The 19,849-nt window shown below is 59.4% G+C and carries 13 protein-coding genes; 7 read left to right on the forward strand and 6 right to left on the reverse strand.

Going from position 1 to position 19,849, the window contains the following annotated elements; all coding sequences use genetic code 11:
- Window positions 1-52: 52 nt before the first annotated feature.
- The 4 genes from VA599_RS09540 to VA599_RS09555 are packed head-to-tail and all read right to left on the reverse strand — an operon-like array spanning window position 53 to window position 9,864.
- Window positions 53-5,260 (reverse strand): Ig-like domain-containing protein, encoded by a 5,208-nt coding sequence (locus VA599_RS09540; protein WP_346788395.1) that lies wholly within the window; start codon window positions 5,258-5,260, stop codon window positions 53-55.
- Between the two features lie 55 nt (window positions 5,261-5,315).
- On the reverse strand, window positions 5,316-6,491 hold the full coding sequence (locus VA599_RS09545; protein WP_346788396.1) for an HlyD family type I secretion periplasmic adaptor subunit: 1,176 nt from the start codon (window positions 6,489-6,491) through the stop codon (window positions 5,316-5,318).
- Between the two features lie 5 nt (window positions 6,492-6,496).
- Window positions 6,497-8,581 carry an ATP-binding cassette domain-containing protein gene (locus VA599_RS09550; protein ID WP_346788397.1) on the reverse strand — a complete coding sequence of 695 codons (2,085 nt, stop codon included), beginning with the start codon at window positions 8,579-8,581 and terminating at the stop codon, window positions 6,497-6,499.
- Window positions 8,578-9,864 carry a TolC family protein gene (locus VA599_RS09555; protein ID WP_346788398.1) on the reverse strand — a complete coding sequence of 429 codons (1,287 nt, stop codon included), beginning with the start codon at window positions 9,862-9,864 and terminating at the stop codon, window positions 8,578-8,580. The genes VA599_RS09550 and VA599_RS09555 overlap by 4 nt, the downstream gene beginning before the upstream one ends.
- 234 nt (window positions 9,865-10,098) lie before the next feature.
- On the opposite strand from VA599_RS09555, the gene VA599_RS09560 reads away from it, so the two are divergent.
- The gene (locus tag VA599_RS09560) at window positions 10,099-11,574 is read left to right on the forward strand and encodes a protein adenylyltransferase SelO (protein WP_346788399.1); all 1,476 of its coding nucleotides are present in this window, start codon (window positions 10,099-10,101) and stop codon (window positions 11,572-11,574) included.
- 347 nt (window positions 11,575-11,921) lie between these two features.
- Here VA599_RS09560 and VA599_RS09565 read toward each other — a convergent pair whose 3' ends face one another.
- Window positions 11,922-12,428, reverse strand: coding sequence for a GNAT family N-acetyltransferase (locus VA599_RS09565; RefSeq protein ID WP_346788400.1), 507 nt, complete (start codon window positions 12,426-12,428; stop codon window positions 11,922-11,924).
- Window positions 12,429-12,627: 199 nt separating this feature from the next.
- Between VA599_RS09565 and VA599_RS09570 the strand changes: the two genes are divergently transcribed.
- Genes VA599_RS09570 through VA599_RS09580 form a run of 3 tightly spaced genes read left to right on the forward strand, consistent with a single transcriptional unit; the run spans window position 12,628 to window position 14,996 of the window.
- Window positions 12,628-13,995, forward strand: a complete 1,368-nt coding sequence (locus tag VA599_RS09570; protein ID WP_231179123.1) for an HD-GYP domain-containing protein — start codon at window positions 12,628-12,630, stop codon at window positions 13,993-13,995.
- A gap of 28 nt (window positions 13,996-14,023) precedes the next feature.
- Entirely contained in the window at window positions 14,024-14,485 is a 462-nt protein-coding gene (locus VA599_RS09575; protein WP_346788401.1) for a hypothetical protein, read from the forward strand.
- Window positions 14,486-14,519: 34 nt separating this feature from the next.
- On the forward strand, window positions 14,520-14,996 hold the full coding sequence (locus VA599_RS09580) for a GNAT family N-acetyltransferase (RefSeq protein ID WP_166438461.1): 477 nt from the start codon (window positions 14,520-14,522) through the stop codon (window positions 14,994-14,996).
- 13 nt (window positions 14,997-15,009) lie between these two features.
- Here the strand turns inward: VA599_RS09580 and VA599_RS09585 are convergent, their stop codons facing one another.
- Window positions 15,010-16,614: a hypothetical protein gene (locus VA599_RS09585; protein WP_346788402.1), complete on the reverse strand. Its 1,605-nt coding sequence runs from the start codon at window positions 16,612-16,614 to the stop codon at window positions 15,010-15,012.
- Between the two features lie 137 nt (window positions 16,615-16,751).
- Between VA599_RS09585 and VA599_RS09590 the strand changes: the two genes are divergently transcribed.
- From VA599_RS09590 to VA599_RS09600, 3 genes are all read left to right on the forward strand, one after another.
- On the forward strand, window positions 16,752-17,522 hold the full coding sequence (locus VA599_RS09590) for an HAD-IIB family hydrolase (protein WP_021478665.1): 771 nt from the start codon (window positions 16,752-16,754) through the stop codon (window positions 17,520-17,522).
- Between the two features lie 271 nt (window positions 17,523-17,793).
- On the forward strand, window positions 17,794-18,720 hold the full coding sequence (locus tag VA599_RS09595) for a 2-hydroxyacid dehydrogenase (protein WP_346788403.1): 927 nt from the start codon (window positions 17,794-17,796) through the stop codon (window positions 18,718-18,720).
- 344 nt (window positions 18,721-19,064) lie between these two features.
- Complete coding sequence (locus tag VA599_RS09600) at window positions 19,065-19,817, forward strand: hypothetical protein (protein WP_021478662.1); 753 nt, start codon at window positions 19,065-19,067, stop codon at window positions 19,815-19,817.
- Window positions 19,818-19,849: the final 32 nt, after the last annotated feature.

Below are 19,849 nucleotides of genomic sequence, written 5' to 3' on the forward strand. Positions count from 1 at the left end.
CTTGCTTGCCGGGTTCTCTGATTCTAAGTCCGAGAAACAGAAAAGAACCGATTTATACGAACAGCACGTTAGGTTTGTGCAACTCTTCGGGAGTCAGAGTCACATTATGCAGCACCAAAGAGCCGGCAAAACCGCTGTCCTGAGCAAACGTCAGCTTCACATCCCCGCCAGCCTGCTCCGCGCTGACCTTACCCGACAAATCGGTTTCCGCCGTTACCGCCAAGCCTTCCAAATGAATATGGTCCATGGTCTTGTTGAATTTTAATACCACTTTGGAAGCTGGATCAGCCTTTTGGATATCAAACTGATCCGCCTGCGTCGTCGTGGAATAGAAGGTTTTTACGGCGGCAGACACATTGCCGCCTTCATCAACCTGATGCGCTAGATAACTGCCAAATTGAGGCTTGAAGGGCAGTATCAGGGGCTTGATCCCATCCCACTGAATACCATCTACGCTGTACCACAATGACGCATGCTCTTCCGCTACAAAATTGATACTATTACCTGCTGCAAACGTGAAGCCTGGGGCATCGGGAGCCTGGGTATCAATCCTAAGCGACCCGCTAGTTGTATCCGATGCATTTCCAGCCCCATCAACCTGACGCACACTCACCGCCACCAGCTCTCCATTAAACGCCCCATCGCGAGCGGTATAAATGTCCCACTGCTTCGCGCCATCAAACGACTTGACAAACTTCGTCAAATCCACCCCAATCACCTCCGCCCCGGCGTCTACGCCAAATCCATGAGCAATGGCACGCCCGCCAACACTATATATTCCTGACGTGTGCGGCGCGGTAGTATCTATCTTAGGCTGGATAGTCGCCTCGGCCACGTTGCCGGCCGCATCCTTTAGGCTGGCACTAATAATCGGAGACTCGCCATTAAACACCCCAGCCTTGGCAGTGTAGATATATAGCTGGCCCGTACTGTCCACCGTTTTGTCAAACTTATCCAGCGGCCCGCTCACCTCCGCACCCTTGGTCACGGTGAAACCGCTGCTATAATCGCCTTTATGGGGAATGGCGTGCAATTCCACAACCGGAGGGGTGGTATCAAATGTAATCGACATTTCCGCCTGACCTAGATTGCCAACCTTATCCTTTTGGCTCGCAATAATCGTCACCTGCTCGCCATCAAATGCGCCTTTTTTCGCTTCATAATTATCCCAACTCCGGTAATCTGTCGTCATGACGAATTTTGTCAGATCCACACCCATCACTTTCGAACCAATCGTCACGGTAAAACCATGGCTAAAGCCCCCGCGCAGGCCCAAGGGAAACACACGCACATCCGGCGGAGTAGTATCCACCATGAATCGCTGAAATGCCTTACTCTCGTTTCCAGCGGCATCAATCAGACTGGCGTTAGCCAATAAAATCTCGCCATTAAATGCATTATTTTTGGCAATGTAAAAATCGAGACCATCGTGGCTGCTCTTATCAAACTTAGCCAGGTCCACACCAGTCACCGTCGCGCCCGTCGTTACCGAAAAGCCCTTGCTGTAATCCACCTGCCCTTCAAGATACAGTGCCCGGATATCCAGCAGAGGCGCGGTCCTCTCCAGCTCAAATTCGAACTCGCCGCTTGATGCGCTGTTGCCAGCCGCGTCGGTATCGATCACCTCCACCACATGCTTGCCATCCACCAGCTTGCCTGCATCATAGCCGCTTGCCTGAACGCCATCCACCTTGAACAAGCGGCTCACGCCATCCATTGCAGGACTAATATTCAGCGTGGCATCATTGGTAATTTTGTCGCCCACGACACCACTATCAAATGCCAAATCGACAGTTGGCTTAGCTAGTTTACTTGCCAAATACAGATCAAACTCATACTTCCCTGACACAGTGTTACCTATTGGATCACTGTCTTTCACCTCAACCACATAATGGCCATTTTTATCCAGCCAGGCCGAATTATAGTAGGGTAATTTATTACCATTCACCGAAATCTCGCGCGTCACACCCGGCGCAACTGGACTAAATTCCAACTCGGCATTATTGGTAATATTATCACCAACGACCCCGCTATCCACCTTCAGCGCGATGCCCGGCACCTCTGGCGCTCTCGTGTCTATGAGAAAATCCACAGCACTACTCTTGCCGACATTCCCCGCAGCATCAGTCAGACTTGCATTAACTGTTACCTTCTCACTCCCCCCAAAAATTCCCGGCTTGCCGATATAAGTATCCAGACCATCTTTGGAAGTTTTGTCAAACTTATCCAGATCAATCACGGCGCCATTCACGGTAACAATTACCGCAGCCCTCTCTGTAACAGTAAATCCTTTATGAATAAATACCAAATCATGGTTAGGGCTAATTAAGTTGATGTCGACCTTCGGCGGTGTTTTATCGACAACGATAGCTTTTTCTGTCTTAGCAACGTTGCCAGCCTTATCCGTGCTAGTTACAAAAACCTTGTACTCACCATCACTCAGCTCATTGACGTTAAGGTAATACCCCCCTTTATCATTAGCCTCCACTACCTTTCCATTGAATTCGACTGCAACCTTCTCAACATCCTTCGCCGCTTCAACCTGCAATACGATCGGCGATTTGGCCGCCTCTGCATTAATCAGCCCATCAACGATAACCTTGGTATTTTCCGGCGCAATATTGTCAATCACTAGGCTTAACTCAGGCGCATGACCTATATTGCCAAGCTTATCTAACAGTGTCGCATTCAATCTCAATGTCTCACCATCAAATACTCCGGCCTTGGCAATATAAGTATCAATGCCATTCTGAGAGTTTTTATCGAACTTGGTCAGATCCACGCCAGACACTACCGCCCCAGCAGTAACCACAAAGCCTTTACTGAAACCATTCTGCTCCCCCAGCACCTTCAGCTCTATCACAGGAACAGTCTTATCAAGCTCAAACACGAACTCGCCGCTCGACACGCTATTGCCGGCCGCATCTGTGTCGATCACTTCCACCGTATGCTTGCCTTCCGCCAGCTTGCCCGCGTCATAGCCGCTTGTCTGAACGCCATCCACCTTGTACACGCGACCCACACCATCCGCTGCCGGGCTGATCTCCAGCGTGGCGTCGTTGGTGATCTTATCGCCCACGGCACCGCTGTCGACCTTCAGCGCGATCGTCGGCACGGCCGGCGTAATGGTGTCGATCTTCAGCTCCAGGCCAGCCCTGCCCTCGTTACCGGCACCATCAGTCAAGCGTGCATCCAGCTTCAGCGCTTCATCGCCCTTGAACGCCCCCGCCTTGGCGATATAAGTATCAATGCCGTCCTTGCTGCTCTTATCGAACTTGGCCAAATCCACACCAGTGACGACCGCGCCGGCATTTACCGTGAAGCCATGGCTGAAACCACCCTCGCCTGCTATCGCCTTCAGCGCGACAACCGGCGCAGTCTTGGCCAGGTCAAAAACAAACTCGCCGCTCGATACGCTGTTGCCGGCCGCATCGGTGTCGATCACTTCCACCGTATGCTTGCCATCCGCCAACTTGCCCGCGTCGTAGCCGCTTGTCTGAACGCCATCCACCTTGTACACGCGCCCCATACCATCCGCTGCCGGGCTGATCTCCAGCGTGGCGTCGTTGGTGATCTTGTCGCCCACGGTGCCGCTGTCGACTTTCAGCGCGATCGTCGGCACGGCCGGCGTAATGGTGTCGATCTTCAGCTCCAGGCCGGCCTTGCCCTCGTTACCAGCACCATCAGTCAGGCTTGCATCCAGCTTCAGCGCTTCATCGCCCTTGAATGCCCCCGCCTTGGCGATATAAGTATCGATACCATCCTTGCTGCTCTTGTCGAACTTGGCCAAATCCACGCCGGTGACGACCGCGCCCGCATTTACCGTGAAGCCCTTGCTGAAACCAGCCTGGCCGCCCAGCGCCTGAATTTCCACTACCGGAGCAGTTGTATCGATAGTGATCGCCTGGCTGCTAATGGAAGCATTGCCGGCCTTGTCGGCGCTGATCACCTCCACCTTGTAATCGCCATCAGCCAGCTTGCTGGCATCGATGCTATAAGCGCCCTTGCCATCCGCAACCAGCACCTGGCCATTGAATTTGACTACTACGGTCTCGGCATCACGCGCCGCCTTAACCTTCAACACCAACGGAGATTTCGCCGCTTCGGCGCCGACCAAGGCTGCAACATCGATATGCGCTTTTTCAGGAGGAATTGCATCACTGGCGATCACTTTTTGAGACTCGGCGATCTTCTGAAAATCAGCAGCCGCATCAATAGCTTTCATCTGCCACTCAACAGTCGCAGATTTCTCGCTGCCCGCATGCTGCTCAACCAAAGCCTTCAACGTCTGGTTCAGATCTTGCAAAGAATTAGACTTGATCGATGCAACCAAATCGGCCAACACCTTGTCCGTAGCCGCTGAGACAGCGCCAATGCCGGCAATGACAATCGCCACCTTGACCGCGGCCTTGTGCGCTTCAAGATTCTTGGCCTCAATAGGATCTTGGGTCAGCAAATCCGCATCGCCCTTCAAGCTCAATGCCTTTTGCACCTGGGCTTCCGCATCCGCGTTCGACATGCCGTGCGCGGTGACCAGCTTGTGCACCAACGTGGTCAATGGCGTAACCATCACTTTGCCGGACTGGCCTGCCGGGGCATACAACTCCAAGGTATTAGCCGCGCCGGTATCAACGTTTACCCCGCCGGTGATCTTGACTGCCAGACCATCAGGGTTGTTGATGCTGAAATTACCCTTGTCATCGGTTTTTTGCCCAGTAGCGATTTCCTTGCCATTCCTATCCACCAGGAAGACATCGGCGCCCTTGATGTAGCCGTCGATAACGGTGCCTTTAAACTGAGCCGTCAGCTGCGGCGCTGGACCGCCCCCATTTTCTCCGTTGCTACCACCACCACCACCGCCCCCACCGCCACCGCCTGCTGCCGCAGCCAGACCGCCCACCAACGCCGTGCCGAGCAGCCACGGCGAATAACCGGTTTTGCCTGCGGCGACCGCATGTGATGCAGAAGCCGACGAATCAACTTGTCCTGCATTGCTGACTACCGAAGAAGCGGAAGATGCATCGGCTTGAGCCACCGCCTCATTTTGAGCAGCCGAAACAACGTGCTCTTCGGCAGCCATGCCTTTCGCATCCGCATCAGACTTGATGATGGCATCTGCTTCCGCTACCAGTATTTTCTTCTTAGCTTGCGTTTCTTGCTTGCCTACCGACTTTTCAACAAGCTGCGCTGCAACAATATTATTCTTCGTTTCGACAACACCAGAAACACTGCGAGCTGGTGCCGATTTTTTTATAGCCATGCCAGAAAACCCCTAAACAATTAATATTCATCACGAAAATAAAGGGCGATGTGCTTTAGCGCTCACCCATAGAATCCAACAAAGTCTTGGTAATAGGTTTTGTCAGATATTGCAGGACTGTTCTCGTCCCTGTTTTTATATCAACCTGAGCAGTCATGCCCGGTTGCAGTTCAATCAACTTCCCCTTAGCGTTCAAGAAATTCTGCCTGGGCAAACTAATCTTCACCCGATAGAACAATTGATCGCCATGCTTGCCCTCTTCCGCCAAGGTGTCGGCGCTGATATAGCTCACCACTCCTTTGAACGCACCGTAGATGCTGTAGTCCCAGGCATCAAACTTAACTGTGGCCGGTAGGCCTTTTTTTAGATATGCGATATCAGCAGGCTTGATCTTGGCTTCCACCACAAGCTCATCGCCAGCTGGCACAATCGACAATAACTCCTCGCCAGGCTTCAATACTGCGCCCGGCGTAGTCATTCGGACACTCTTGATCACACCATCGACCGGTGCGGTTAGACGAGTATTATTGAGCGCGTCCTGCCTTTGCGCCTTGATCTGCGATACAGAAGCCAAGTCCTCCTCCGCCTTGGACAATTCCGTTTGACTATCTTGCAAGTATTTATTTTTCCTATTGGTAATTTGCCCGCTCAGCTCAGCCACTTGACGCTGCAAGCGGAGAATATCCGCCCTACTGACATCTCCCTGCCTCACCAACGGCAGATTCATGTCCAATTCGTTCTTGACTATGGCTAGCGAAGACTGCAATGAGCTCAACTCCTCGCGTATTGCCGCCTGCCGCTTGATAAACAAAATGCTCTGGTTACGCTGAAACTCTGGATACCCTTTCACCTCAACCGGAAAGTGCGGCTTGCCCCCAAATACTTCTGCTTTCAAGCGAGAGATATTGGCATGCAGCGCCGCGGCCCTTGCCTCGCTTTCCTTAACCATCGATTCGGCTCTAGCTCGGTCCATCGCTGCTAAAAGCTGGCCACGCTTGACCCTATCCCCCTCTCGCACATACAGGTGCTGCATAGTGCCGCCATCAGCCGCTTGTACGATCTGGGTATGAGAGCTTGCGATTACTTGGCCCGGTCCGCGGGTAATCTGATCCAAAGGAGCATTCGCTGCCCAGACGCCAGCGCCAAGCACCGCCGCGGCACTGGCCCAAATCAGACGTCCGCCATGAGTTGAAGGCGGTTTCAATGTTCGTTGCTGTTTGAGGACATTCATGAAAATCAATTCGCTTCTACAGTTTGCTGCGCACGGGCATTACCCTGCAGTTTGGCCAGAACAATATCTCGAGGACCATCTAGAACGACATTGCCATTCGCGATAACAATCAAGCGATCAAACAGAGGCAGCAGACTTTGCTTATGCGTCACCACAACCATGGTGCGGCTGCTCCCCTGCTGTTTCAGCATGCTTAGTATTTTTCCTTCACTATTTCCATCCAACGAGGCGGTGGGCTCGTCCAACAGCCAAACCTTGGCATTGGCCAGCAACAAGCGGGTCAGGCCGATCAGTTGACGTTGCCCTCCAGATACCCCGCGCCCTCCTTCACTGATCAGCAGCGCCAAACCCTTCGGACTGGCATTGATCAATTGGATCAATCCCGTAGCGCGACAAGCATCAAGCAGGACCTCATCACCAGGATCGGCCAAACCCAAGGTCAGGTTTTCGCGCAGGGTGCCGCCTACCAGACGATAGTCCTGAGCCAAATAGCCCAAGTTGGCACGTACAAACCCCGGATTCAGATGGCGCATGTCCACACCATCGAGGCGGACCTGTCCTTTTTGCGGCTCATACAAACCTGCCAGCAACTTCAGAAGAGTCGATTTACCAGAGCCGACTTCACCGACGATTCCGACTTTGCAACCAGCACGGATGGACAATGGCGCACGCAACGCCACACTCGCGACAGAAGATTCGGCATAGCCAAAACCCAGTTCGTCAGACCAAATATCACCTGTGCAGAAATCGGGCATAAGTTGCTCGCTTTCCTCCGGCGCATCCGCCGGCAAAGCCAGCATCTGATCCAATGTCTGCAGCGCAGACTTCGCTTGCGACCATTGCAGCAACAATGAAGGCAATTGCAGAAGCGGGCTTACGGCGCGGCCATTCAAGATGGAACACGCCAGCAAGGCGCCCGTGGTGATGTAGCCATCCATAGCCAGCACCGCTCCGGTGGCGATCATCGCGACATAGCCAACACTTTGCAGCAGCGCGACGAGATAGCTGACATTTGAGTTATGATTTTTCAGCTCCAAGTCATCCAGAGCGACTTGCTCGACCAAATGGCGCCATTTGCCCAACAGCCGCCATTCACCGGCGCCTGCCTTGAGCGTTTCGCCCGCCTCGATCGCCTCGACCAGCACACCCATTTTGCGGTTGCTGTTGTGCAAGCTTTGCGCGCTCAGCCTCCTTACCCTCTTGGCGGCATACAATCCCAGCAAAATGCTGATCGCCACCACCACGATGGGAGCGATCACCGCCACGCCGCCCAACAAAGCAATCACCGCGATGAAAATCAATCCAAACGGCAAATCGATAGCGAAGAACAGCGTGGTCGACGTCATCAAGCCACGAATGTAATCAAAGCCCCGAACCTGGGCCGCCAAAGTGCCAACCTGGGCTGGACGCGCATCAAGGCGGCTGCCCAGCAGCCGGCCCACCAGCTGATTGGAAACCTCGCAATCCACTACTGCGCTGGCCTGATCAATGGCATGGCCGCGCAGCCACTTGAGCGCAAACTCGAACAGTGCCGCCAATACCGCGCCGAAAGTGAGCACTGTCAGTGTGGCCACACCTGAGGTCGGAATCACCCGGTCGTACACTTGCATGCTGTAAATGGATACGATCAGCGAGATCAGATTGACCAACGCCGTCGCCACCATGGCATGGATCAACGTTTGGCGATGTTTCAGCACCGAGGCCTTGATCATGTCCCACGACAAAGCGCCCGCCCGACTCTCCTTCTTGGGGAGGACAAAGCCTTGCAGGCGTGGCTGTTGCTCTTTGGCAATGGCTATTTGCTCTCCCAGACCATTCGCCACCACCAGTCGCCCCTGGGCATCGAGAGCTTCAGCCACCCCCCAGCCTGATTGCGGATGAAAAACCAACACAGGCAGACGGTCTGGGGTCAAATCGTCAAGCATCGCAGGCTCACCCGGCTGCTCAAGCCTGCGCCATAGCTCCGCAAGTTCTTCCCTCGCCCCGCTCGTCGGCAGACAAGTCTCGACCGCAAAAGTCACGCTGTGATGGTTGATCCGATGCCGCTGCAAACGACAGAGATATAACAACGCTGCGCCAAGATTATTCATTGCGGCTCCTTGCTTGTTTCGCCAAGACCAAAAGCCCGCAGGCGCAAACGCCACCAAGCCTGCGATCGCTGAGTTTTCGCATCGATAATGGAAAGGTCAGCCGCCACCGACTCGCGCACCGCGTTCAGCACGTCAAGCCAGCTTTTCCTCCCGGCGACAAACTGCCTGGCATAAGAAGCGGCCACCTCACGGGAAGAGATCTGTAATTGTTCGTAGGATTGGATCCGGCCCAAGGCAGAGTCATAATCGGAAAAATCGGTGTCCAGCATTTGCCGCAACTCCAGCTCGGCGCTGCGCCGCGCATCCTTGGCAGCTTGATAGTAGGCTTCCGAGGCCTTAACGCCGGACAGGCCGGACAAACCCGCGCCTGGCTGCGCGGACACTTGAAGGAATACGCCGGATCCCTTTCTAAACCCGGAAGCGTCGTAGTCGTAACGGACACTCACAACAGGAGACAACTGTCCACGCTTCACTCGGATCTCAGCGGCGGCCGCGTCGGCCTCCGCATCCAGCTTTGCCAAACCAGGGGCTCGCGCAATCGCTTTCTCGCGCCAGTCGACAGACGGGGCCTCTTCCACCAGCTGATCGGCGGAAGGGACTGGGAATGTGCTCAGATAATGGATTTGTGCGCCGGCCAACTGGACAAGCTGCGCATAAACATTGCGCTCGGCTGATTTAGCCTGCTGTAGATCGCCCTCAGCCTGCGACAAACGCGCCATGGCAAGTGTCAGATCCGCCTGCGCGCTCACCCCTTCCTTGACCCGTCTGCCAATCTGATCGCGCAGACGCTGATGTGCCTGCACGCTATCCATCAGCACCATCTTGCGCTCCCGCTGGCGATGCCACTCATACCAGACAGTGCTCAAGCGCACGCCCAGATCAACAGCCACTTGATCCAGATTGCCTTGGCTCGCGGTGTATTTCGCTTCTGCCTCATCAATGCCAGCATCAATCCGTCCGCCCGCGAAAATTGGCTGCTCAAGGGAAAACCGATTGACTGGCTCAGAACGGGAACGGTCCTGCGGCGTCACGCTCTGAAAACTGGGCATGGGATATCTTTGCCAGCGAGCGGCTTGGCGCTCACCGTCCGCACCTTCGCGCTGACTATGCGCCATGGCAACTTGGGGATGGGAGTAAGAGGCACGGTGTAGCAACTGTAGAAAATCGTTTGCTGTGGCGTGAGCCCATTGCCCTCCGAATGATAAGAAAAGCAAGACACACCACATCGGACTAGAGATGGCTAAAAGCAATCTCTTCAAATGGATAAGAAAATTCAAATTCATATGCAAATATTCTATTTATATAATATTTGCATTGGAATTGCAACACAAATTAACACTTTGCACACAAATTAAATGTCGCCGGCATATCAATTCGACAATTGAAAAACCCACCCCAACGCGCGAAAATCGTCCTGACGTATGCCTCCCAGAACTGGATGCATAACCGAGCAGCATTACGTCTTGTAAAACTTTTCAGTTAGCATCCAAGCCAACTCATCCAAAATCACACCAGCCATGATCCATATTCCCTTCGACCACAGTTACGCCCGCGACCTGCCAGACGCCTGGGCGCCGGTGCGGCCGGAAACGCCGCCGGCGCCGGAGCTGCTGTACTGGAACGCAGAGCTGGCAGACGAGCTGTGCCTGGATACCGAACACGCCAGCGAAGCCGAGCTGGCGCGGCTGTTCTCCGGCGCGGATGTCCCCGAAGGCGCGCAACCGATCGCCCAGGCCTACGCCGGCCACCAGTTCGGCGGCCTGTCGCCGTCGCTGGGCGACGGACGCGCGCTGCTGCTGGGCGAGGTGACGGACCGCAACGGCCAACGGCGCGACATCGCCCTCAAGGGCAGCGGCCAGACGCCGTTCTCGCGCCGCGGCGACGGCAAGGCCGCCGTTGGGCCGATGCTGAGGGAGCTGATCGTCGGCGAGGCGATGCAGGCGCTGGGCATTCCCACCACCCGCGCGCTGGCGGTGACGGCCACCGGCGAGCCGGTCTACCGCGAGCGCCCTCTGCCCGGCGCGGTGCTGGCCCGAGTCGCATCCAGCCATCTGCGCGTCGGCACCTTCCAGTACTTCGCCATCCGCGGCGAAACCAGCATGCTGAAAAAACTGGCCGACTACACCATCGCCCGCCACTATCCGGCGCTGGCCGGCCAAGACGGCCGCCACCTGGCGCTGCTGGCCGCCGTGGCGGAACGCCAGGCGGCGCTGATCGCCCGCTGGATGCATGCCGGCTTCATCCATGGCGTGATGAACACCGACAATATGGCGCTGTCTGGCGAAACCATAGACTACGGCCCCTGCGCCTTCATGGACGCCCACTACCCCGGCACCGTGTTCAGCTCGATAGACCACCAGGGCCGCTATTCTTACGGCAACCAGCCGGCCATCGCCCAATGGAATCTGGCCCGCTTCGCCGAAACGCTGCTGCCGTTGATCTCCCCGGAAGATCCGGCCGCCGCCGTGCCGGCCGCGACTGAAATCGTCGAAGGCTTCGAGGAGCAATACCAGCGCCGCTGGCTGGAGCAGGCGCGCCGCAAGCTGGGCCTGGAGGGCGAGCGCGACGGCGATCAGGCGCTGGCCGACGATTGGCTGGTGCTGCTGGCAGCCCACGGCGTCGATCACACGCTGGCCTGGCGCTATCTGGCCGACGAGGCGGAGGGCAAGCCCGAACGGCTGGCTGGGCTCTTCCCATCTCCGGACGCGCTGGCGCCGTGGCTCAAGCAATGGCACGCCCGCCACGTGCCGCGCACCCGCCGCCCGCCCGACATCGCCGCCGCGATGCGCCGCGAAAGCCCGCTCTACATCCCGCGCAACCATCTGGTGGAAGAAGCATTGGACGCCGCCAGCGAACGCGGCGACATGAAACCGGCGCTGAAGCTATTGGAAACGCTGCGCCAGCCGTTCGCAGAACGCGGAGACCTGGAACGTTACACATTGCCGGCGGAGCCGGAGCTGGCGGAGGGATATAGGACGTTTTGCGGGACATAATAAAGAACTCGCCGCATACCTATAAAGAGCAAGCATTTATGCTTGCTCTTTTACTATAACCAGCAGTAAGCAACCGATCAGCCCCAAGTAAGGGAGGAGTGGAAATTATGGCTCATGAAGCCACCCTCAACCTCAGCGAAAAAATCATCCTGCACAAAGACGTAGAATTTGAGATAAAACTTGATGGTGCCAAACTGGGAACGTTGCTGATCAGCAAAGGAAATATAGAATGGCTACCCTCTGGGAATTCGATCAATAAAAAGCAAATAACTTGGAGGCGCTTCTCGGAAATTATGAAACTGGAAGGAAAACCAACCAGATCCAAAAATAAAAATATCAATTTTCCCTTACACGTTTTTCGCCATCACATAATCATCCATCACAAAGCCGTTGCCGATATCGGCCGTCACCTCCCCTCGCATGCGGAAACCGCGTTTTTCGTACACGGCGATCGCCTCGGCGTTGTGGCGGTTGACGGTCAGCCTCAGCGTGGCGCAGCCCATCGCGCGGGCGGCGGCCTCCGCCTCATCCATCATCCTGCCGCCCAACCCTCTTCCCCGCATCTCTTCCAATAGATACAGCTGCTCCAGCTTCATCTCGCCGTCCTGCCCGCTCAATGCGTAGCTGCAATAGCCTACCGGCCGCCCCTCCACCCGCAGCAGGCGGAACCAGCGGTCCGGCGCGTCCAGATAGCGGCTGAGCTTTTCCGGCGTGTAGCGGCTGGAAACCATGTAGTCGATCTGCTCCCGCGTGATCATGGAGATGAAGTGCTTGCGCCAGATGGCGGCGCCCAGCAAGGCGACGGTTTCGAAATCGTCGGCAGTCAGCGGACGGAGGGTGAAGGCGGCATTCATCAACGCAAGCTCCTGGGGGCGGGTGGCATGACAGGGGGAACGCACTGCGGGATAGGGCGAAAACATTCTCGAATGGCCTGTCCAGGCTGTCCAGCGCCGCGCGCCGTGGACATTACCGACGCAGACCGTCATTGCGAAAATTCAACCCGCCGCGCATAAACAAAACATCGCCAACCTGCCTGCCGGCAATGGAGCGCCCATGGCCGCTACCCTCAAGCTGTCGCAACTGATCAGTTCGCTCAGCTACGCGCTGGACATCACCGAAGGCCAGCCCGAAGGACATTGCGTCCGCAGCTGCTGGATAGGCATGCATATCGGCCGCACGCTGGGCTTGGCGCCGCAAGAGTTGTGGGACCTCTACTACGCCATCCTGCTGAAAGACCTGGGCTGCAGCAGCAACGCCGCCCGGATCTGCGAGCTCTACCTGACCGACGACCGCAGCTTCAAGCAGGACTTCAAGCAGGTGGGCGCCAGCCTGCCGCAGATGCTGGGCTTCGTGTTCAGCAACACCGGCACCCACGCCGCCGGCTGGCGCGAGCGCGCCGCCTCCATCGTCAACGTGCTGCGCCGCGGCAAGGAAATGGCGGATGAGCTGATCAACACCCGCTGCCACCGCGGCGCGGACATCGCCCGCCAACTGCGCTTCAACGAAAACGTGGCCAACGGCATTCAATATCTGGACGAGCATTGGGACGGCTCCGGCCGCCCGTTGGGCCTGCAGCGCGACGCCATCCCGCTGAACGCCCGCATCGCGCTGCTGGCCCAGGTGATAGACGTGTTCCACGTCACCCACGGCCGCCACGCGGCGCTGGACGAGGCGGTGCGCCGCGGCGGCGGCTGGTTCGATCCGGAGCTGGTGGCCGCCTTCCGCGGCGCCGGCCGCGATACCGCGTTCTGGCAGCGGCTGGAATCCGACGACATCGAACGCGCAGTGCTGGAGCTGGAGCCGGCCCAATGCACGGTGCCGCTGGACGACGACTACATGGACGAGATCGCCGAGGGCTTCGGCCAGGTGGTGGACTCCAAGAGCCCGTTCACCGCCGGCCACAGCCTGCGCGTCGGCCACTACGCCGACCGCATCGGCGAGGAACTGGGCCTGAATCCACAGCGGCGGCGCTGGCTCAAGCGCGGCGCCTTGCTGCATGATGTGGGCAAGCTGGGCGTCAGCAACACCATTCTGGACAAGCCGGGCAAGCTGACGCCGGAAGAATGGGAGGCGGTGAAACTGCACGCAGGCCACACCGAGACCATACTCGGCCGCATCGAATCGTTCTCCGAACTGGCCAAGGTGGCCGGCGCCCACCATGAGCGCCTGGACGGCAAAGGCTATCCCCGCGGCCTCGCGGCCAATGAGATCGCGCTGGAAACCCGCGTCATCACCACCGCCGACATCTTCGACGCCATCCATGCCGCCCGGCCCTATCATCCGGAGAATCCGGTGCCGGAAACGCTGGCCATCATGCGCGAAAACCTGGGCAGCGCGCTGGACCCGGCCTGCTTCGAGGCGCTGGAGGCCGTGCTGCGGGAAGAGGACGCGCTGGAAAGCGATGTCATCTGCCTGACCTGAGCCCGCCGGCCTCCCTTCCGGCTTTCCGATGCGCGACAAATTAGACCGCCTCGCCGCTGACCTCAAGCTGGATTCGCCGGAGCGGGAACCCCTGCGCCTGCGCTTCGGCCTAGCCTGCGCGCGGCGCGTCGCCCATCTGCTGGAAAGCGAAGACGCGCGCGCCTGCCTGGACGGACTGGAACGCTATCTGGGTGGAAAACTGGACCGCGACGCCCTGAACGCGCTTGCCGCCCGCGCGGCGGCACTGGCCGGCGCCCATCCCGGCTCCCCCTCGCTGGACGGCTGCGGCCATGCGGCGGTATCGGCCAGCTACGCGGTTGCCCGGGCCCTGGCCGGCCAGGCGCGGCAAGCGGCCGAATACGCGGCCTACGCCGCCGTCTATGGCCAGGGCGGCTACGGCGCGGCGATGGAACCGGAGTCGTTCGAGCCTGAGTTTGAATGGCAGGTGGCTTGCCTGGCCGAACTGGCCCGCGCGATGAAAATCGGCTGACAATAGGCCTTTTCTCCTCCGGACCGTTCACGCCATGCCTGCGCACCGGATACGCCAAGCCAACCCCGCCGACCTGCCCCAGATGAACCAGGTGGCGTTCAAATCCAAGGCCCACTGGGCCTATACCGCGCGCCAGCTGGAAGCATGGCGCGAGGACTTGACGACGCAAGCCGACACCCTGGCGAGCCATCCCACCTTCGTCGCGGAAATGAGCGGCACAGTCGTGGGCTTCGTCCAGCTGAACCCGCGCGCCGCGCCATGGCGCCTGGAATCGCTGTGGGTGCTGCCGGAATGCATGGGCCGCGGCCTGGGCAAGGCGTTGCTGGCGCAGGCGCTGGACATCGCCCGCGCCGCCGGCCAGACCGACATCGCGATAGACGCCGATCCCAACGCGCTGGGTTTTTACCTGTCCCGCGGCGCCCGCCGGCTGGCCGACGTCGCCGCGCCTATAGACGGCCAGCCCCAGCGCGTCAGGCCGCAATTGCTGCTGGCCACCTTGCCGCCGGCTTAACCGAGCCAAGAAATCAGGCGTACGCGTCGATCCCGCGCGCGGGAGCCCGCGCAACGGCGGGCCCCTCACCGGGGTGGCTGCTCCGCCAGTTCTGATAATCCTTCCACGCCTGCCCCAGCCGCTGGCTGGCGCTGCTGTCGCCCTGCATCGGCGTCAGCTCCACCCCCAGGCGATGCAGGATGCGGAAGATGCCGTCCACGTCCTTCTGGCTGCGAAACTCCGGTTCCGCAGCCTCCGCGTTGCGCGCGCCTTGCTGCTCGACATGGGCCCATCTTTCGAAAGCAGCCTGGTCGCCGGCCTGACCCAGGCTGTCGGTCGCGGCCGCCTTCACCCTATAGTCGCCCTGCAGCGCCTGGTGCAGCGCCTGCAAACGCTCCAGCACGCCCTGCCCTTGCTGGTCGTTCCGTACCCGCCCCTCCACATTGGCCAGGTCGGCCATGCCTCCCGCGGTCGCGTATTGCGGGGTCAGACCCTTCGCCTTCATGTCCGCCAGCCAGCTCAGATCGCGCTTGTAGTAGCTCATCGGGTCCACCATTCCGCGCTGGGTCAGCGGCAACAGCGACTCCGCGTCGTCCTCGGACAACACGCCGCCGGTTCGCAGCAATTGGCTGTATTGCTTGACCTGCTCCACCGACAAGCTCGCGATATCGGCGCCCTTGATCAGTTGCAGCATCGACAGACTCATGCCGTACTGCGCCTGCGCCTGCTGCCCCGCCAGCGCTTCGGCCGCTTTTTTCGCCGGGCTGGCAGGCGCTTGCTGCGGCAACTGCTCGCCCACCGCTTCCGTCGACGGCTTGGCCGCCTCCTTGAAAACCTTCTTGTCCGCCTCGTCCGCCGGCTTCAGATCGATGCCGAGCTTGTCGCCCGGGTGCCGGAACTGCCACGTCCGATGCGCCTGCAGCGCCTGCCGGGCCCAAGTGCCATCTTCCAAATCGGAAGATGGCGGCGGCAGCTCCATGCCTGCGCGCCGCATAGCCCGGCCTATCGATTCCGCGGTTTCCTGGTCCACAACCAGCGCTTGACCATTGGCATCGGCCTTCTCGGCCGATCGCGCCCAGCGTTCCAGGTTCAGCAGATCCGTCGCCTGCGACATGCCGTCGGCGGTGGCGGACTGCACGTCGTCCTCGCTCTGCAAGGCATCATGCAGCGCCGCCAGCTTCTCCAGCGTTTGCTGCGCCCTCTCGTATCCCTTGATCGCATAATCGGCGAAACGCAGCGACACCTCTCCCGCCTTGACGCCGGCCATCTCGTCATCGCGCCGCTTGGAAAAAATCTCCAGCGTGTTGACCTCGCCGGAGCCCTTCCAGCCTTTGTTCGCGATGTCGGCGCGAATCACCGCAGCCGTCTCGCCGTCCATCTCGTCATTCGCGCCCAGGATCTCCGTCAGCGCGTACAAATCCCGTCCGGACATGCTGCGCACGTCGTATTGCTTCAACAGTTGCAGCGTCCTGGTGCTCAAGCCGTAGCGCGATTCCGGCGTGCCGACAACGCGGCCGTTGAGATCCTGCAACGGTTCGGGCTTGCCGCCGCTTTCGTCCGCGACGCCCTGGACCCGGCTGCTGAAAACGGCGGCCGCTTGCGGCCGGAAGGAGACGGTCAAGCCATTATTCACAATCACGATTCTGCCCCTGAATATTCAACCACTTTTCATATCGGCCATTTCAATGCAATATTTAGTCAAAATTTAAACAAAATCAGCAATCCAGAAACCAAACAGCGCGCCAGTGCGCACTATTCACAAAACCGCTTGCAGCCATGCACTTCATCTTCGACATAGACGGCACCCTCTGCTTCAACGGCGCCAGCATCAGCCCGGCCATCCAGGACGCGCTGGCCGAGCTAGAACACCAGGGCCACCGGATAGGCTTTGCCTCCGCCCGCCCTTACCGCGACATGCTGCCCTTGCTGGACGAGCGCTTCCACGACGGCCTCTTCGTCGGCTCCAATGGCGCGATGACCTGGCGCCGGCGCACGCTGGTGGATCTCACGCCGCTTCCGGACGACACGCTGGAACAGCTGTTCGAACTGACCGAACGCCATGCCGCCTCCTGGCTGGCGGATCTGGACTGGCATTACCACTACAGCGGCGACCCCGCCCATCCCTTCATGAGCCTGGTGGATCCGGGACGGCTGGCCCGCCACGTGGAACGCGGCGCTGTCCGCCGGGCCGCGAAGCTGTTGGTCACCGACTGCGCGGACAGCGACGGATTGCAACAGGCGCTGGCGCGGCGATCCGACATCCGCATTCATCACCACTCTGACCAACAGATCGTCGACATCACCGCCGCCGGCGTGGACAAGGCGGCCGCGCTGGCCCGCCACGGCATCGCGGCGGACGAAATGGTGTGTTTCGGCAACGACAGCAACGATATCCCGATGTTCGCCGTCGCCCGCCACTCGGTGCAGGTGGGCGAGCACGCGCAGCTCGGGACGCTGGCGACGGAACGGATCGCGCGGGGCGATGACACCGAGGAACAGCTGATCGCAACCATGCGCCGCCTGGGCGAGCGCTTCGCCGCCGCTTAGGATTCGGCCAGCGCGCCCAGGCTCGCAGCCCTCACCATCGCCAAACCGGCCAATTGCAGGGGCAAGGCGAAGATGCTGTCGCGAGGCTTCGGCATCGGCGCTGAAAGCCGCGTAACCCTCGGCGTACCGGATCTGGCCATGCGACGGCCCGGTGGCGGCAACGGATTGCGGTTTGTCCCTACTTCCCGGCAGCCCCTCCCCGCCGCCGGCCTTGCCGGTCAGGCGGCGATGTATACTGCAGGCATAATCACGACAACAAGCCGCAGCCGCCATGATCCTCGTACACACGCCCAATCCCAAGGAAGTCGCCGCCTACCTCGATCTGTTCCAGGCGGCCATGCCGGAGGAAAGCTTCGCCAGCCTGGACAAAGCCGATCTCGGCCAAGTCCGCCACCTGATCGCCTGGGGCCTGCCGGATGGGCTGATCGCCCGCCTGCCCAAGCTGCGGGCGGTGTTCGCGCTGGGCGCCGGCGTGGACAAGCTGCTGTCCCGCCCCGACCTGCCGGCCGATCTGCCGCTCTACCGCCTGCTGGACAGCGGCATGGCGGCCCAGATGACCGAATACATCCGCTACGGCGTGCTGGGCTACCAGCGCAATATGGACGTCTACCGCCGGCAACAGGCGGCGGGACAATGGCGGATGCTGGCGCCGCGCCTGCCCGGCGATATCCGCGTCGGCATCCTGGGCCTGGGGGAAATAGGCTCGGCGGCGGCCAAGGCGCTGAGCAAGGACGGTTATCAAGTCAGCGGCTGGAGCCGCAGCCCCAAGCACATCCACCATGTGCGCAGCCTGCATGGGGATGCCGGCCTGGAAAAGCTGTTGGAAAACAGCAACGTGCTTGCCTGCGTGCTGCCGTCCACGCCCCAGACCCAGGGCCTGCTCAACGGCGAACGGCTGTCGCTGATGCCGCCGGGCTCCATGCTGATCAACGCCGGCCGGGGCGACCTGCTGGACCAGGACGCCCTGCTGGCCCTGCTCAACAACGGCCACATCCGCTGCGCGCAGCTGGACGTGTTCGCCCAAGAGCCCCTGCCGCACGGGCACCCCTTGTGGCAACACCCCTCGGTCGCCATCACGCCGCACATCGCGGCGATCACGCTGCGCCAGCAGGCGGTGGAGCAGATCACAGCGAACCTGCGCAAGCTAGCCGCCGGCCAGGAGGCCGATGGCCAAGTGGTGAGAAGCCAGGGCTACTAGCGCCTGTCGACGCTTAATTTAGAGCCGCCGACAAACCCCTGACGCCGCGTTGCGCCGACTTGTCTCGGGTGTTCCACAAGGGTTTGTCAGCGGCTCTTAGGCGCGACGGCCAGATGTCGCCGGATGCTGCGCGCGCAGTAAGCCATGTGGCCGGCCACCTGTCCAAACAGGCAATTGACCTTGCCTTAATTCATACAATCGTTTTACAAGAAACTGAAACCAATAGACATTTTTATTATTAAAATAAAATGTCAAATGCATAGTAACAAAGTACAGTAGCGCCTCTTCCCGCCGATTTCTACCATGCCGCCATTTCTCTGCTGCAACGCACAAAGGGGTATGAAATGGCCCGCATCGCTCAATCCATCCGCGTGGAACCCGCCAGGCTGCCCGACCATGAAAGGGAAGCATTGGCGCGCGAATTGTTCCAGGTCCACGACGCCATCTTCGCCGGCACCGACCTCCCCACCTTCGCCAATCTAGTGATGGCTCCGCCCTCGGAACACAGCAGCCTGCTCCTGCATCGGGACGAAGCCGGCCGCCTGGTGGGTTACTGCACCATGCACCGCTTTCGCCGCCAGATAGGCGGACGCACCTGCAGCGTGCTGCGCGCCCAGTCCGGGCTGTACAAGGAGTTTCGCGGCAAGAACAGCAACATCACCTTCCTGATGCGGCAAGTGATGTACCACTGGCTGCAGCACCCGCTGCGCCCGCTGTATTTCTTCGGCGTGATGTTGCACCCGTCCAGCTACGCGGTGCTCCACCGTTTCTCCCACCGTTTCTGGCCCGCGCCCGGCCAGGACAACCGCCACCCGCTGGCGGCCAAGGCCTGCGAACTGTTCGCCAGCTTCAACATCACGCCGGTATCGCCGGACCGCCCCTTCATCGCCAACCTCGGCATCCTGACCCGGGAAGGCAAAGACGACCACCAGCTTTGGCAGAATTCCACCAAGCCCTCTGACCGCTTCTTCCTCAGCGTCAACCCCGGCTACCGCCAAGGCGACGGCCTGCTGGCGCTGGTGCCGCTGTCGCCGCTGGCGGTCGGCCACGCGCTGGTGCGCTGGGTGAAAATGCGCAAGCAGAAGCGCGCCCGCTGAACGTTTCAGCCGTCTTCGGATGCCCGAGGGCG

This window comes from Chromobacterium indicum (assembly GCF_039708975.1).
Lineage (GTDB): Bacteria > Pseudomonadota > Gammaproteobacteria > Burkholderiales > Chromobacteriaceae > Chromobacterium > Chromobacterium piscinae.